General features: G+C 34.8%; 21 protein-coding genes. 20 read left to right on the top strand and 1 reads right to left on the bottom strand.

All coding sequences use genetic code 11. The features are described from left to right. The first annotated feature begins 89 nt into the window (after positions 1–89). From terS to IAI10_RS02085, 7 genes are read left to right on the top strand one after another with little or no spacing between them, the layout of a single operon-like run. Complete coding sequence (terS, locus tag IAI10_RS02115) at positions 90–899, top strand: phage terminase small subunit (RefSeq protein WP_315671640.1); 810 nt, start codon at positions 90–92, stop codon at positions 897–899. Next, a complete protein-coding gene (locus IAI10_RS02110; RefSeq protein ID WP_315671639.1) occupies positions 874–2,139 on the top strand; it encodes a PBSX family phage terminase large subunit in 1,266 nt (421 codons plus the stop codon). The genes terS and IAI10_RS02110 overlap by 26 nt, the downstream gene beginning before the upstream one ends. 11 nt (positions 2,140–2,150) lie before the next feature. Next, entirely contained in the window at positions 2,151–3,605 is a 1,455-nt protein-coding gene (locus tag IAI10_RS02105; RefSeq protein ID WP_315671638.1) for a phage portal protein, read from the top strand. Beyond that, positions 3,598–5,151 carry a minor capsid protein gene (locus tag IAI10_RS02100; protein ID WP_315671637.1) on the top strand — a complete coding sequence of 518 codons (1,554 nt, stop codon included), beginning with the start codon at positions 3,598–3,600 and terminating at the stop codon, positions 5,149–5,151. Before IAI10_RS02105 ends, IAI10_RS02100 begins: the two co-directional genes overlap by 8 nt. After that, the gene (locus IAI10_RS02095) at positions 5,152–5,316 is read left to right on the top strand and encodes a hypothetical protein (RefSeq protein ID WP_315671636.1); all 165 of its coding nucleotides are present in this window, start codon (positions 5,152–5,154) and stop codon (positions 5,314–5,316) included. Positions 5,317–5,355: 39 nt separating this feature from the next. Further along, on the top strand, positions 5,356–5,733 hold the full coding sequence (locus IAI10_RS02090; RefSeq protein WP_315671635.1) for a hypothetical protein: 378 nt from the start codon (positions 5,356–5,358) through the stop codon (positions 5,731–5,733). 22 nt (positions 5,734–5,755) lie between these two features. Beyond that, on the top strand, positions 5,756–5,899 hold the full coding sequence (locus tag IAI10_RS02085) for a BC1881 family protein (RefSeq protein ID WP_396334331.1): 144 nt from the start codon (positions 5,756–5,758) through the stop codon (positions 5,897–5,899). On the opposite strand, the gene IAI10_RS02080 is transcribed toward IAI10_RS02085, so the two are convergent. Then, positions 5,896–6,105, bottom strand: coding sequence for a KTSC domain-containing protein (locus IAI10_RS02080; protein ID WP_315671633.1), 210 nt, complete (start codon positions 6,103–6,105; stop codon positions 5,896–5,898). The genes IAI10_RS02085 and IAI10_RS02080 overlap by 4 nt on opposite strands. Before the next feature lie 189 nt (positions 6,106–6,294). Here IAI10_RS02080 and IAI10_RS02075 point away from each other — a divergent pair, with 189 nt between their 5' ends. The 13 genes from IAI10_RS02075 to IAI10_RS02015 all read left to right on the top strand — a co-directional run bounded on the left by IAI10_RS02075 (position 6,295) and on the right by IAI10_RS02015 (position 14,196). Continuing rightward, complete coding sequence (locus IAI10_RS02075) at positions 6,295–6,915, top strand: phage scaffolding protein (RefSeq protein WP_315671632.1); 621 nt, start codon at positions 6,295–6,297, stop codon at positions 6,913–6,915. A gap of 15 nt (positions 6,916–6,930) precedes the next feature. Further along, positions 6,931–7,902, top strand: coding sequence for a major capsid protein (locus IAI10_RS02070; RefSeq protein WP_315671631.1), 972 nt, complete (start codon positions 6,931–6,933; stop codon positions 7,900–7,902). An 8-nt stretch (positions 7,903–7,910) separates the two neighbouring features. Then, entirely contained in the window at positions 7,911–8,210 is a 300-nt protein-coding gene (locus IAI10_RS02065; RefSeq protein WP_315671630.1) for a phage head-tail connector protein, read from the top strand. A gap of 4 nt (positions 8,211–8,214) precedes the next feature. Next, positions 8,215–8,538 carry a hypothetical protein gene (locus IAI10_RS02060; RefSeq protein WP_315671629.1) on the top strand — a complete coding sequence of 108 codons (324 nt, stop codon included), beginning with the start codon at positions 8,215–8,217 and terminating at the stop codon, positions 8,536–8,538. Next, positions 8,538–9,014: an HK97-gp10 family putative phage morphogenesis protein gene (locus IAI10_RS02055; RefSeq protein WP_315671628.1), complete on the top strand. Its 477-nt coding sequence runs from the start codon at positions 8,538–8,540 to the stop codon at positions 9,012–9,014. Before IAI10_RS02060 ends, IAI10_RS02055 begins: the two co-directional genes overlap by 1 nt. After that, complete coding sequence (locus IAI10_RS02050) at positions 9,014–9,370, top strand: hypothetical protein (protein ID WP_315671627.1); 357 nt, start codon at positions 9,014–9,016, stop codon at positions 9,368–9,370. The genes IAI10_RS02055 and IAI10_RS02050 overlap by 1 nt, the downstream gene beginning before the upstream one ends. A gap of 12 nt (positions 9,371–9,382) precedes the next feature. Next, complete coding sequence (locus IAI10_RS02045) at positions 9,383–9,820, top strand: phage tail tube protein (protein ID WP_315671626.1); 438 nt, start codon at positions 9,383–9,385, stop codon at positions 9,818–9,820. Between the two features lie 58 nt (positions 9,821–9,878). Further along, positions 9,879–10,250: a hypothetical protein gene (locus tag IAI10_RS02040; RefSeq protein WP_315671625.1), complete on the top strand. Its 372-nt coding sequence runs from the start codon at positions 9,879–9,881 to the stop codon at positions 10,248–10,250. A gap of 68 nt (positions 10,251–10,318) precedes the next feature. Then, positions 10,319–10,609 (top strand): hypothetical protein, encoded by a 291-nt coding sequence (locus tag IAI10_RS02035; RefSeq protein ID WP_315671624.1) that lies wholly within the window; start codon positions 10,319–10,321, stop codon positions 10,607–10,609. After that, complete coding sequence (locus IAI10_RS02030; RefSeq protein WP_315671623.1) at positions 10,606–13,152, top strand: hypothetical protein; 2,547 nt, start codon at positions 10,606–10,608, stop codon at positions 13,150–13,152. The genes IAI10_RS02035 and IAI10_RS02030 overlap by 4 nt, the downstream gene beginning before the upstream one ends. A gap of 14 nt (positions 13,153–13,166) precedes the next feature. Continuing rightward, positions 13,167–13,529 (top strand): DUF6711 family protein, encoded by a 363-nt coding sequence (locus IAI10_RS02025; protein ID WP_315671622.1) that lies wholly within the window; start codon positions 13,167–13,169, stop codon positions 13,527–13,529. A gap of 22 nt (positions 13,530–13,551) precedes the next feature. Then, positions 13,552–13,800, top strand: a complete 249-nt coding sequence (locus IAI10_RS02020; RefSeq protein ID WP_315671621.1) for a hypothetical protein — start codon at positions 13,552–13,554, stop codon at positions 13,798–13,800. An 18-nt stretch (positions 13,801–13,818) separates the two neighbouring features. Beyond that, entirely contained in the window at positions 13,819–14,196 is a 378-nt protein-coding gene (locus tag IAI10_RS02015) for a hypothetical protein (RefSeq protein ID WP_315671620.1), read from the top strand. The last annotated feature ends 1 nt before the right edge of the window (position 14,197 follow it).

The raw sequence follows: 14,197 nt of genomic DNA, 5'->3' as shown, positions 1-14,197 counted from the left end.
GCCATTTTTCTATATTTGAACATGTCGCAAAAACAAGATTTAGCGACATGTTTTTATTTTACTCTAAATGAGGTGGTGAGTATTAGGTAATGGCTAGAGTGAGAAGTCCTAATCGTGAAAAAGCTGAACAAATGTACATTGAGGCTAATGGAAATATTGTTTTAAAAGCTATAGCTGATTCTTTAGGAGTACCTGAGGGAACTATCAGAGGATGGAAAAATAAAGACCAGTGGGACATAAAAATGAATGGAACGCTCCAAGAAGAAAATACGGAACGTTCCAAAAGAAAACGAGGAGGTCAACCAGGCAATTCAAATTCAAAAGGTAATGCTGGAGGAGCTGCACAGCCTGGAAATAAAAATGCTGAGACACATGGCTTTTTCTCTAAGTACCTTCCGGAAGATACTTTTAATATTATTCAGGAAATAGAAAAGAAGGATCCTTTAGATATTCTTTGGGAAAATATCAATATCCAATACGCGGCTATTATAAGAGCTCAGAGAATTATGCATGTTAAGGATCAGGAAGATTTAACTAATATTTTGAAAAGAGAAAAAGAATCTAATGGTGATACTTCTGACAGTTGGGAGAAAGAATATGAACTTCAAACAGCTTGGGACAAACATGCTACATTCCTTCAAGCTCAATCAAGAGCTATGGCAACATTAGAAAGAATGATTAAGCAGTATGATGGGTTATTAAATAAAGGACTTGCTACTGAAGAGCAAAGGCTTAGAATTGAGAAGCTTAAAATTGATATTAATAATTCTTCGGGTGCAAATGATGAAAGCTCTAAGGAAGGCATTAATGAGTTTATTAAGGCCACTACAATGACCGAGGATGAAGTAAAAGCAATGTTTGAAGGTGATGAAGATGGCGAAGAAAAAGAAACAGATTAAAGGGTTTAGATTTAAGCCATTTTCCTTGAAGCAAAAGAAACTTTTATTCTGGCATGAAAAAGGTTCGCCATTCGCGGATAAAGATATAGTAATAGCTGATGGTGCTATAAGATCAGGTAAAACAATAGCCTGTATATGCAGCTTTATCAGATGGTCTCTAAAGAGATTTAATGGGGAAAATTTTATTCTTGCAGGAAAAACTATAGGTTCTCTTAAAAAGAATTTAATTGGCCCATTGCAGCAGATACTTACAGCTTGGAATATAAAATATGAATATAACAGGTCAGAGAATTATATCATCATTGGAGACAATACATATTATATGTATGATGCTAACAATGAAAAGTCACAGGATAGGCTGCAAGGGTTAACCGCAGCTGGAGCTCTTGCGGATGAGGTTGCTTTATTTCCTCAAAACTTTGTTGACCAGATGATAGGTAGATGTTCTGTTGATGGTGCTAAAATATTTATGAATTGCAATCCAGCAGGCCCATATCACTTTGTAAAGACTGAATTTATAGACTTAGCCAAAGAAAAAGAAATATTGTATCTTCACTTTACAATGGATGATAACTTAAGCCTTGCAGAAAAGGTCAAGGAAAGATTTAGACGTATGTTTTCAGGGGTGTTCTTTAAAAGGTACATCTTAGGCTTATGGGTACAGGCAGAAGGCATTATATACGATATGTTTGACGAGATTAAACATAAGGTGCAGACAATACAAAGAGCATATAGAGAGTTTTATGTAAGCTGTGATTATGGTACTCAGAACGCTACTGTATTTTTATTATGGGGACTATGCGAAGGCAAGTGGTATTTAGTTAATGAATATTATTATTCTGGCCGAGATAAGGGAAAGCAAAAGACCGACAATGAATACTATGAGGACTTAGAGAAGTTCATTGGATCCAGAAAGATAAAATCAATTATAATAGATCCTTCTGCAGCTTCATTTATAGCTTTAATAAAAAAGAAAGCTAAATTTAAGGTAAAGCAAGCTAAGAATGATGTTATGGAAGGGATAAGAAATGTGGGCAGTGCATTGAATGATGCACTTATTTTATTTAATGACTGCTGCATTAATACCTTTAAGGAGTTCTTTTCTTATGTTTGGGATACTAAAGCTCTAGAACGTGGAGAAGATAAACCAATTAAAATAATGGACCATGCTATGGATGCATTAAGATATTTTATTAACACAGTACTTTATAAATCAAATAGCTTATCAGTACTTAAATAGGAGGTGAGAACTTGTTTAATTTTAATAGTAGTATAAATCAGCTCAGTGATGAAGAAATAATTCTATTGGATATTGAAGAATTTAATGTAAGTCCTAAAAGACAATTGATGCTGGATGGACAAAAATACTATGAAGCTGAAAATGACATATTGCAAAGGCAGATTTTAGTACCCACAGATGATAATACCGTGGAGGTGGATGAAAGCAAGGCAAACAATAAATTAGTTCATGCATTTATGAAAAATCTAGTTGACGAAAAAGTAGCATACCTATTATCAAAGCCTTTTTCACTGGATGGAGAAGACACTAATTACATTGATAAGGTTAAAGCCGCACTGGGAAAAGACTTGCAGTACGATTTATCCAATACAGGTACCGAGGCATCTAATAAAGGTCTTTCCTGGTGGTATGTATATATTAATAGTGATGGGAAATTTGCTTATATGCAGATACCTACAGAGCAATGCGTACCTATATGGACAGATAACAGTCATAAAGACCTTCAAGCCATGATAAGATACTATATTCAAATAGTATACCAAGGCAGAATAAGAACTGAGGTAACAAAGGTAGAATACTATACCTCTGATTCAGTGTCATACTATGTTCTAGATGGAAATGAGCTTATTTATGATATTGCAGCAGAGCCAGAAGGTGGTCCAGTTCCGCATTATAAACAAGGTGAAGAAGGTAAAAGCTGGGGGAAGGTACCATTCATAGCATTTAAAAATAATCCTTCAGAAATTCCAGACCTAAAGTATGTAAAAACTTTGATAGACGATTATGATCTTAGACGTTCAGATATATCTAACATATTAGAAGAATGTAAGAACTATATAACAGTATTAAAGAATTATGGAGGTCAAGATCTAGCAGAGTTCTTAAGGGATTTGAATTACTATAGGGCAATAAAGATTGATGATGATGGAGGAGTGGATACATTAACTCCTGATATAAACATTGATGCCGCTAAGCTTCATATAGAGCAGACTAAAAGAGATATAAATGAGTTTGGACAGTCAGTGACTAAGGATTTAGATAAGATAGGATCATCTCCTTCTGGAGTTGCTTTAAAATTCTTATATTCAGGACTTGATTTAAAATGTAATAAACTTGAACTGGAATTTAAAAGAGCATGGAATCAGTTATTGTATTTTGTGAACATATATCTTTCCGATACTAGCCAAGGAAATTACTCTAATTCTGATTTAGATATCGTATTTAGCAGGGACATAGTGATAAATGAAAATGATACTATAAATAATTGCAGTACCTCAGAAGGTATTATATCCAGCAGGACTATAGTTGCAAATCATCCATGGGTAAAGGATGTTGACAAGGAATTAAAGCAGCTAGATCAGGAGCAGAAAAAGAAAATTCAACAGAATCAAGCAGCCTTTCAGATGCCAATGAATACTGATACAAATACAAATTCAAATAATGCTCCAGAGAATGTAGATGGCTAAAAATAATAAGTATTGGCAAGGAAGGGCAGATGCGAGGATGGCTACGTATCATAAAGATAATGATACCGTGGTCAATACAATTAATAGAGCATACGATAAAGCTATTTCTTATATAAATACTGAGATAAAAAAGATATATGATAAGTTCTCTATTGATGGTAATCTATCGCCTACTGAGGCAAAGCAGATATTAAATAGCTATATAGACAAAAAAGAAATAGAGGCATTGAAGTTTACTGTTAGTGCTATTCAGGATATAGACTTAAAAAAGTATCTATTGAGCAGGATTAATGCTATGGCATATAAGGCTCGTATCACTAGACTCCAAGCTCTTAAGGAAAGTATATTCATAGAAAGTAAGGAATTAGCTGAAACAGAAATAAAACAAAGTACTTCAGGGTATATTGATACAATAAATAATGCTTATTATCAACATTCTTATGATCTTCAAAAGGGATTAGGTATAGGATTTAATATAGCTCAGCTTCCATCAAAAGCCATACAAGCCATATTACAAAATCCATGGAGTGGTGAACTGTTCTCCAGTAGAGTATGGAAAAACACTCAAGTTCTTGCTGATAAGCTAACGGAAGTAATTACTGCAGGTGTGATGAGTGGTAAATCCACTAAGAGGATGGCTTCTGAAATTGAAGATTTAAGCGAAATGGGCAAAATGGCAGCTAATAGGCTTATTAGAACAGAAACCACTTATATGGCTAATGCAGCAGAGATGGAAAGCTATAAGGCAGCTCAAATAGAAAAATATATATTTGTGGCCACACTTGATAGTAGAACTTCTGAAATATGTAGAGAACATGATGGAAAGATATATAATGTAAAGGATGGAGTAGCAGGAAAGAACCTTCCACCACTGCATCCATGGTGTAGAAGTACAACCATTGTATTCCTGGATGAAAAAGAATTGGAAAACCTTAAGAGGAGAGCTAAAGATCCTAAGACTGGCAAAGCTTATTTAGTACCTGCTAATATGAGCTATAATGAATGGTATAAAACCTATGTTATAGATAAGTATGGTCAAGACCAAGCTGACATAATGAAAAAGAAGGTATTAAATAAAAGTTCAGATAAAAGTCAATTTAAAGAATATCAAAGGCTTTTAAAGAAAGAAGCTCCTGAAACACTAGAAGCTTTCCAGGAATTGAAGTATAATAATAGTAAAGAGTGGAAAGCATTAAAAAGCAGCTATTTGAGGACTAACAAATTTAATAAAATTGTGAAAGATTCTGCTGACCTCAACATTAAGGGTGAGGTTATAAAAGATATTGACAGAATTGATTTAAAAAATTATAAATTTGCTGATATGCATATTAATTCAGAAAGAAATCATAATGTAACCAAAGATATGGCACAGGATTATATAAATAATGCTGTTGTTGCCTATAGTAGATGGAAAGGTCAAGTAATTGTATATGTATCTGAGAAAGGCTGCAGCGTTGTAAACTTAAAAGATAAAATTATAAGTACTGCTTATAAAAGTGAAGAGTATGACGAAAAATTTAAAAAGATTTTGGAGGCGACTAAGTAAATGATTAAGTGCCCTATTCTAAACAAAGAAATTGATGAAGGTCAATGCGTGGTAATTGTGGATGTCAGTGAAGGCTGCATAAAAGAAACTATTCTTCCTGGTGACATAAAAAAGGTTACTGAATGGCGCAAGATTTGTAATGACTGTGAATATCATAATAATTAATTAGCACTTACTAAATAAAAAATAGTAGGTGCTTTTATTATGTCTAAAACTAAGAAAGAAGGGATTAAAATAGAAAAAGACAAAGTAAAAATAGTCAGATTAAAAAATGGAGGAGAAGCCATATATGTGAATGGCGCTAAAATAAACTCTCTAGTTAGCTTCAACATCCAAGATAAATTTGAGAAAGGCATACATTCTGTAGGTGTAGATTTAGGAATATTATTTCCAGAAATAGAGTATGTGCAAGAATCAGAAGAAATGGTGATTCCGTTAGGTTTTGATAGAGGAATAGTTCAAGCAATCAGCAATATCATTGGTAAAAATAAAAAAGAATATTCAGATGAAGAAATAAAGGCAATTATAGAGGGGATAAACAGAGTCCAGAAAAGGTCAGTGAAAAATCAAATTGAAATATAAATAAGAAAGCGGGGTGAAAAAATTGAAATTATCAGAAATAGGCACTAAAGAATTGGTTGAGGAACTAAAGAAAAGAGAAGGAGTAGAAGCTAGAATAGTGGAACCACATACTGATACTAATATATCATTATGTGGTCCTGCTATAGCTTTAGTCGTTATAGATTAACCTATCTTTTTATAGCTGTAAGAATTCTTAATGAATGTATGGTGATATTGACCTTTAGAGGATGCTGATAAAAGACCGTTATATATGTTTTCGGGAACATTATAGTAGTCATATAATCCAGAATAAAATTGAATTCTTAAAGTTCTAGAAGATTGATCGTAACCGACTGACACAAGGTTACTTGATGAAACAGGAATCATATTCATAAATGCACCTCCTTTCAACAAAATTTTACCATGTTAGAAAGGATTAGACAAATATTTTAAGCCTTAGAAATAAGGCTTTTTATTTTCGCCTTTTTACGGTAATTACTTGTAGGCGTTAAAGAATAAAGATTACAACTCTATTCGTGGTCATACCCACGTAAAAAAATGAAAATGGAGGGATTTATAAGAATGGAATGGTTAAAAAAGCTTTTAGAAAAACATGGTGCGGGTGCTGAGCTAATGACTGCTATAATGGCTGATACTCAGGACACTAATTATATTCCTAAGGAACGTTTTGACGAAGTTAATAATCAGCTTAAGGACTTAAAAACACAGATAGCTGATAGGGATAAGCAGCTAAAGGATTTAGGAGAGAAAGCCAAAGGTAATGAAGACTTATCAAAGCAAATATTAGAGCTCCAGGAGACTAATAAGAAAGCTAAGGCAGAGTATGAGGATAAGCTAAAGAATATTACTTTAGACAATGCTATAAGACTGAGATTGAAGGACAGTAAGGCTAAATATGATGATTTGCTTATGTCTAAATTTGATAGAGAAAAGCTGAAAGTAAAAGATGATGGATCCATAGAGGGATTAGATGAGCAGCTAAGTACTATCAAAGATGGGTATAAGGATTTATTTGAACAGCCTTTATCAGGAAGAGAGCCTAATAATACTGGTGGAAGCCAATCCACACTTAATCCATGGAAAAAAGAAAGCTTTAACTTAACACAGCAAGGAAAAATATTTAAAGAAAATCCAGAGTTGGCAAAGAGCTTAATGCACCAAGCTGGAATAACAACAATGTGAGGAGATGTATAAAAAATGGCAGGAACAAAATTATCAGACATAATAGTACCAGAACTATTTAACCCTTATGTAATTAACAGAACAATGGAGCTTTCCGCTTTGGTTCAGAGTGGAATAATTGTTAATAACTCAGAGTTTGACTCATTAGCTTCTCAAGCTGCTCCATTAATAAATATGCCTTTCTTTGAGGACTTATCTGGAGAGTCAGAGCAGATAATTGAAGATGAAGACTTGGAAGCAGATAAGATAACTTCAAATAAGGATGTAGCAGCAATATTAAGAAGGGCAAAAATGTGGAGCGCTACAGATTTATCTGCAGCTCTGGCAGGAAGTGATCCTATGGCAGCAATAGGAGGTTTAGTCGCTGGATTTTGGAATAGAGATATGCAGAAGGAGCTTGTATCAATATTAAGTGGAATATTTGCAGCGGCTTCTATGTCAACTAATTTATCAGATATATCTAGCCTGACTGGAAATGCTGCTAAATGGTCCACAAGTGCATTTGTAGATGCTCAACAGCTTCTAGGGGATGCACAGCAAATATTGACAGGTATTATGATGCACAGTGCAACTAAATCTGCATTGAAAAAGCAAAACTTAATAGAAACAATAAGACCTTCTGATAGTGCTGACTTTGATGTATACCAGGATAAGAGAGTTATCGTTGATGATGGATGCCCAGTAGATACAACTAACGGAATATATACAACTTATTTGTTTGGGCAAGGAGCCTTTGCTCTTGGTAATGGTAATCCTGTTGGATTTGTACCTACTGAAACTGATAGAGATAAGAAGAAAGGTTCAGGAGTTGATTATCTTATCAATAGAAAGCAGTACATCATTCATCCAAGAGGAGTAAAGTTCACCAATGCAGATGTGGCAAAAACGGAGGGCCCTTCAAGAACTGAACTAACTGCAGCAGCAAACTGGGAAAGAGTATATGATGCTAAGCAAATAAGAATAGTTGCATTTAAGCATAAGATATAGTTTCTACTATGGATCAGTTATCAAAAGTAAAAATAAAATTAGGTTATAGCTTAGAAGATACTTCTCAGGATAATCTGCTGCAAATATATTTGGATGATGCCAAGGAATATATTTTAGGTGCAATTCATCAAGATGCTATTCCAGACGGTCTTCTTTCAGCACAAGTTGAAATAGCTATAATATTCTTTAATAAGCTGGGCATAGAAGGAGAAAGTGCTCATAATGAAGGCGGTATAAATAGAACTTTTGAAGGCATACCTGACAGCATATTAAAGAGAATAAAGAGCTTTAGGAAATTACAGAGGTGATTTTATGCGGCTTAGAGAAAGAGATAAGAAGGACTTGTATCTTAAGAGAGCTGTGATAAAAGAGGATGCTGAAAAAGTTAAGTATACAGATTATGAAACTACTTCTCAGAAAATAAGAGCTACAATTCAACCTGCAGGTGGAAAAATAGAAGCAGAAATATATGGAGAGAAATTAAAGTATATGCTTACCATGAGATATGACGGAAATGTAGAGCTAAAAGAAAATGATGGTATATGTGTTTATGTATCTCCTGATAGTATGCCAGATTATAGAATTGTAGCTATTAAACTATGGGCTGTTAAAGTAATCGACTTGGAGGCGATATAATGGGGAATATACAAGGTATGGACAGCCTATTAAAAAAGCTTCAGAGCCTTGGAATGGATACCATGAAATCTCTTCAAATAGGCGTAGAAAATGCTGGTAAAAAGGTTCAAGCCGAAGCTAAACTTTTGGCTCCAGTAGATGAAGGATATTTGCGTAACCATATTTTTGAGGAAACCACTGTAAGCGAAAATAAGGTCACAAGTAAGGTATATACAGATGTTGAATACGCTGCCTATGTTGAATTTGGAACAGGACCAGTAGGTGAGGCAAGTAAACCTGAAGCAGCAGAAAAGCTGGGAATAACCTATAAGATTGATAAATGGAGAGGAAACATTCCAGATGTAGGTATAAGATGGATAAGTGGCCAAGCAGCTCAGCCTTATATGTACCCAGCTATAAAAAATAATAAAGAAAATGTATCACAAATTATACAAGATACAGTTAAAAAACAAATAGAAAAGGTGGCGAAGAAATAATGGTAAATATTAAGCCACTAATAGCAAGTTTATTAAGTGAGATACCAGGAATAACGGTATCTTTTATTTATCCTAAGGATTTTTCCCAGTTACCTGCAGTAGCATATAAAACTGAGAACAAAGCTTATAAAGTATCAGATGGTGAAGAAATTATGACTGAATGGATTTTATATATCGATGTATGGCATAATTTATCAACTTCTGAAGCAATAAGCTTAATAGATGAAAAAATGACAACTGTAGGATTTGAGAGACAATTATCAGGGGATATTGCAGAGGTAAGTGGATTAAATCATAATTCTATGAGGTTTCATGGAATTGTAGACAATAAAAATTTATTAGTATATCAAAGTTAGGAGGAATGATTAATGTCGGGAACAGGACTATTAAGTAAGGGAATAACATTAGGATATAAAGCTACTTCTGGAGCTACAAGCTATACTGATATTCCGGATTTGCAAGAAATACCTGATATGGGCGGAGATCCTGAAAAGGTAGAAGTTACTACACTTGCAGATGGTGCCAAAAGGTATATTCAAGGAGTTACAGATTATGGAGACTTAGAATTTAAGTTTCTGTATGATAATTCTTCAGCTAATTCCGGATATAGAGTAATGAAAGGACTAGCTGCTACTAAAAATATATATCCTTTTATGGTGACATTTCCGGATGATACGACATTTGCATTTAGCGCTTCAGTGTCAGTAAAAGTTGCAAGTGCTAAAACAAATGAAGCTCTTACTTTTTCAGCTAAATTAACTTTAAACACAGATATAGAAGTAACAGATCCAACCGCAGGATCTTAGAGATAGAGTAACATCTATCTCTTTTTTAATTAATATTTAAATTTAGGAGGAATACAGAATGAACTTTAAATTAGTAACTGTTGGAGATAAGGAGTACAAATTTAGAATAACCAACAAATCACAAATAGAAATAGAAAAGAAAATAGGGCCACTTCTTTCTGCTCTTGAAAGAGCTACTGAAGGAACAGTAATGGCAACTATAGTATGGGGTGCATTAATCCCACTTAATCATGACGTTACGCTTGATAAGGCTAATGACATAATAGATGAAATGGTAGACGAAGGAATAATAAACTCAACTGAGAAAAGAATTGATTTTATAACGGACATTTTAAAAGATTCAGGTTTTTTCTCACAGGAAGATATAGAGGGGATGAGGAAAGCAACGGAAGCCAAGAAGAAGGAAGTAATGCAGAATATAGAAGCCTAACAGATATAACTAAAGAGGTATATCCTAAGGCCTTAGAGAATGGAGTTAGTCCTCTTGATTTTTGGGACATGACTTATGGTGAGACTATAGATGTTATAAAAGCTAATCAAAAGAGAATAGATGACAAAGTAAAATTAATGGCAACAATGGCTTATAAACTTGGGGATTTAATAAAGGTTGCAATTGGAGGGTTATTTGATGAAGATGTTAAATATCCATCTCTTACTACCGCTTTTCCCAAAATATTTGATGATATTGAAGAGCTAAATAAACCTAAACAGCAGGACTGGAGAATAGCGAAAGATAGGCTTCTTAGTTATGCAAATCATTTTAATAAGAAAAGAGGTGAGAATAAGTGATACTTGAAGAGCTGCAGGTACTTATAACTGCAAAACTTGATGGTCTGCAGCAGGGAATAAAAGCAAGTACATCCAGTTTAAAAAGCTTTAGTGATGCTGGCAAAAGCACTAACAATAATTTTTCTGGATCTGTAGAGAAAATGAATGCTGCTATTGAAGTCCTAAATAATAAAATGAAAAATGCCAGCGAACAAGCAGATTTTCAAAGTCAAAGATTAAAGAAGCTTCAACAACAATATGCAATGGCCTCGAGTGCTGCTATGGGTGGCGGTGATAATCCTAAGGCTCAAAAGCTTCAGGAAGAAATATTAAAGACTGAGGCTAGGATAAATAAATTTGCTGAGACTTCTAATAAGGCTGCTGAAAAGTTGTTTGAATTGGAGGATCTTCTTAAAAAGACAACTGGAGCCGCAAATTCCGAAGCTGCAGCTGTGAATGAAGCCACAAATGCTATAGATAAAAATTCAAGAGCCGTTAGTGAGAAAGGCAATGCATTATCAAAGGCCGCTAGTAAAGCTTCAGAATTTAAGGAAGAAGCCGAAGTCATGGGAAAAGGCGCCGAAGCCACTAATAAAAATACAAAGGCTGTGAATGAAAAAGGAAATGCCCTGCAAAGAGCTAGATCCAAACTTGACACAATAACAGCCTCAATGAAAGCTGCTCTTAGTAAATTACAAAACTTTGGCTCTGCTTCTCAAGCATCTGAAGGTAAATTTAGAAATATGGGTTATAGCTTGTCAAATATAGGGCGACAATTTTTAACATGGATGGTTATCTTGCCAATGGCCATGAAGGCACTTGAGGCTATTACAACTTTTATGGGCAGTGCCTTAATGACTAATAGCCAATTTGCAGCTAGTTTTAACCAGATAAAGAGTAATTTATATACCGCTTTTGCACCGATATATACAGCTATTCTTCCAGCAATTAATGCTTTAATGAGTGGGTTAAGTACTGTTACAGCGTACATTGCTAGTTTTGTAAGCGCTTTGTTTGGTAAGACCTATGATGCAAGTTTTGGAGCTGCTAAAGCATTACAAAGTTCTATAGGAGCATATAGCCAACAAGAAAAACAAGCTAAAAAGACAGCAGATTCCTTAGGAGGTGTAAAGAAAGCTGCTAATGCTGCAGGTGATGCCTTAGAGGCTTCTGCAAGTAAGAAGGGCCTAGCAGGATTTGACCAGCTAAACAAGCTGAGTGAAAATAAATCAACTACACCTGCAGGCAGCGGAGTAGTAGATCCAATAACACCAATGGCGAATATGTCACCAATAGAAAAGGTGACTACTGGATGGGTAAATTCATTTAAAAAAATTCTAGGCAATATATTTGCTCCTTTCAGAGCTGCATGGAATGCGGTAGGACCTTCTGTAACAGCAGAGTTTAATAAAGCTGTAGAAGGTACAAAAGCTACTTTTAGTAATTTTTTAAATATGCTCCAAACACCTGCAGTACAAAAGTTTGTTCAATCTGTTGCTGAACTAGGGCTTACCATAGGAAAGCTATTTTTATTTATATACAATAACTACTTCTTACCGCTCATAAACTGGCTTATATCCAATGCTCCTGCAGTATCAAATATATTAACACCTATAATTCAAGGAATAACTGATTTTCTGAATTGGTTAATGGGGAGTGGGAAACCAATCCTAGACATCATAGTTACTGTTGTAGCATCTATGGTTGCATCTTTTCTCATAGTTACAACCGCTGTTAAGGGATTTATAGCAGTTACACAGCTAATAGCTGTACTAACTAGTCCTATAGGATTGATAGTCATTGCTATAGGTTTGTTAATTGCTGCAGGTGTTCTACTTTATCAACACTGGGATGCAGTAAAAGCTAAAGCCGGCGAAGTATGGAATGCAATTAAAGAAACATTCCAAGGATTTCTAGATTGGATTAATACAGTATTTTCAACAGACTGGAGTAAACGCTTTGGATGGTTGGGGGATATATTAAACGGATTCCTTGCAACAATAAGAAGCATAGTTAATCCAATAATTCAAGTGTTCAGCGGAATAATCGATTTTATAGCTGGTGTGTTTACTGGAGATTGGGGTCGTGCATGGAGAGGTGTGGTTGAGGTGTTCGCTGGAATAGCTGACGGCTTGGCAGCAATTATTAAGGCACCGCTTAATGCTATTATAGGGTTAATAAATGCTGCAATCAGTGGATTGGATTCTATAAGTGTTGACATACCTGACTGGGTTCCTGGAGTAGGCGGAGAAAGCTTTGGCATAAGTATTCCTAAAATTCCTTATCTAGCTAAAGGCGGTATTGTGAATAGAGCCACTATGGCGGTTTTAGGCGAAGCAGGAACAGAAGCAGTCGTTCCATTACAGAATAATACCTCTGGATTGGATTTATTAGCAGATAAATTATTTGAGAGAATGGGTATTGCTAATAGCCAAGCTTCAGGCAGTTCAGATAGACCAATAGAGCTCACCATAAATTTGGGTAGCAGTACAGTTTTTAAAGATATAATTAATGGCATAAATAAAGCGCAAAGGCAAGCAGGTAAAACATTAATAGAAGTATAGAAGGTGATAATAGCATGGCTATATTGCAGATAAATGGTATAGATATTCCTGATCCTAGCTCGCTAAAAGTTGGGGTAAATGATATAGACGGAGATAATAGCCAGAGGAATGCTGCAGGGGATCTTACAAGGGATAGAGTAGCAGTAAAAAGAAAGCTAGAGTGTGAATGGCCGGCTCTAACAAATGAAGATATATCAACAGTTCTGACTGCCGTTAAAGATGTGTTTTTTCAATGCAAGTTTCCAGATCCTGAAGAAGGGCAGATAATAACAAAAACTTGTTATGTAAGTGACAGATCAGCAGCAGTATATTGGAAAGACCCTAAGACCGGCCAGTATCTTTGGAAAGGCTTAAGCTTTTCCATAATAGAAAAATAAATTAAATTTGGAGGTAATGTAAATGAATATAAGTGAAGTAACAACATTAAACGGAAATATAACAGTAAAGGATGCTAATGGTAATCCGGTGCAAGTAGGATATTTGAGTGCTACTTTGAATACTGATTCCCAGGCATTTAACATTAATATGAGTGTGCAGAATAAGGACTTGCTTACAGCTAATGCAGCAGATGTACAAAGTCAATATTCCGCTTTTGAAACTGCTGTAAAATCAAGAGCTAAAGAGCTTGGATATGTAATATTCGGATAAGAGAGAGGATGATAGATTATGAAATTAAGTAATGAAAAAATGTTAACAGTACACCCTGCACTTTTAGCAATAGCGCAGAAGCAGCTTCCAGTTAAAGCTTCTTATGCTATAGCTAAGAATATCTCTAAAATTGAAAGTGAGCTTAAACCTTATAATACTGAGCGTGAAAAGCTGCTTAAACAATATGCTGTATTAGAGAAAGACGGAAAAATTAAAGCTGATGATAATGGACAGGTAACAATTAAGAATGATTGTCTAGAGGCTTGGAATAAAGATATTAGAGAGCTACTTGCAATAGAAAATGAAGTTGATATTCACAAGTTTAGTATAAATGTTCTTGAAGGCTTTAATATGTCTGCAGCTGAAATCATTAATCTTGATTTTATGCTTGAATAAA

Source organism: Clostridium sp. 19966 (assembly GCF_032335695.1).
Taxonomy (GTDB): Bacteria; Bacillota; Clostridia; order Clostridiales; family Clostridiaceae; genus JACTOJ01.
This window is presented reverse-complemented; position numbering and strand designations above follow the sequence as displayed.

What these genes read in the sequence shown, in the direction of transcription:
- IAI10_RS02040 (WP_315671625.1), top strand. Translation starts at nt 9,879, where the DNA reads ATGAACTTTAAATTAGTAACTGTTGGAGATAAGGAGTACAAATTTAGA.
- IAI10_RS02065 (WP_315671630.1), top strand. Translation starts at nt 7,911, where the DNA reads ATGGATCAGTTATCAAAAGTAAAAATAAAATTAGGTTATAGCTTAGAA.
- IAI10_RS02055 (WP_315671628.1), top strand. Translation starts at nt 8,538, where the DNA reads ATGGGGAATATACAAGGTATGGACAGCCTATTAAAAAAGCTTCAGAGC.
- IAI10_RS02035 (WP_315671624.1), top strand. Translation starts at nt 10,319, where the DNA reads ATGACTTATGGTGAGACTATAGATGTTATAAAAGCTAATCAAAAGAGA.
- IAI10_RS02095 (WP_315671636.1), top strand. Translation starts at nt 5,152, where the DNA reads ATGATTAAGTGCCCTATTCTAAACAAAGAAATTGATGAAGGTCAATGC.
- IAI10_RS02050 (WP_315671627.1), top strand. Translation starts at nt 9,014, where the DNA reads ATGGTAAATATTAAGCCACTAATAGCAAGTTTATTAAGTGAGATACCA.
- terS (WP_315671640.1), top strand. Translation starts at nt 90, where the DNA reads ATGGCTAGAGTGAGAAGTCCTAATCGTGAAAAAGCTGAACAAATGTAC.
- IAI10_RS02080 (WP_315671633.1), bottom strand. Translation starts at nt 6,105, where the DNA reads ATGAATATGATTCCTGTTTCATCAAGTAACCTTGTGTCAGTCGGTTAC.
- IAI10_RS02090 (WP_315671635.1), top strand. Translation starts at nt 5,356, where the DNA reads ATGTCTAAAACTAAGAAAGAAGGGATTAAAATAGAAAAAGACAAAGTA.
- IAI10_RS02025 (WP_315671622.1), top strand. Translation starts at nt 13,167, where the DNA reads ATGGCTATATTGCAGATAAATGGTATAGATATTCCTGATCCTAGCTCG.
- IAI10_RS02045 (WP_315671626.1), top strand. Translation starts at nt 9,383, where the DNA reads ATGTCGGGAACAGGACTATTAAGTAAGGGAATAACATTAGGATATAAA.
- IAI10_RS02100 (WP_315671637.1), top strand. Translation starts at nt 3,598, where the DNA reads ATGGCTAAAAATAATAAGTATTGGCAAGGAAGGGCAGATGCGAGGATG.
- IAI10_RS02060 (WP_315671629.1), top strand. Translation starts at nt 8,215, where the DNA reads ATGCGGCTTAGAGAAAGAGATAAGAAGGACTTGTATCTTAAGAGAGCT.
- IAI10_RS02015 (WP_315671620.1), top strand. Translation starts at nt 13,819, where the DNA reads ATGAAATTAAGTAATGAAAAAATGTTAACAGTACACCCTGCACTTTTA.
- IAI10_RS02110 (WP_315671639.1), top strand. Translation starts at nt 874, where the DNA reads ATGGCGAAGAAAAAGAAACAGATTAAAGGGTTTAGATTTAAGCCATTT.
- IAI10_RS02020 (WP_315671621.1), top strand. Translation starts at nt 13,552, where the DNA reads ATGAATATAAGTGAAGTAACAACATTAAACGGAAATATAACAGTAAAG.
- IAI10_RS02070 (WP_315671631.1), top strand. Translation starts at nt 6,931, where the DNA reads ATGGCAGGAACAAAATTATCAGACATAATAGTACCAGAACTATTTAAC.
- IAI10_RS02075 (WP_315671632.1), top strand. Translation starts at nt 6,295, where the DNA reads ATGGAATGGTTAAAAAAGCTTTTAGAAAAACATGGTGCGGGTGCTGAG.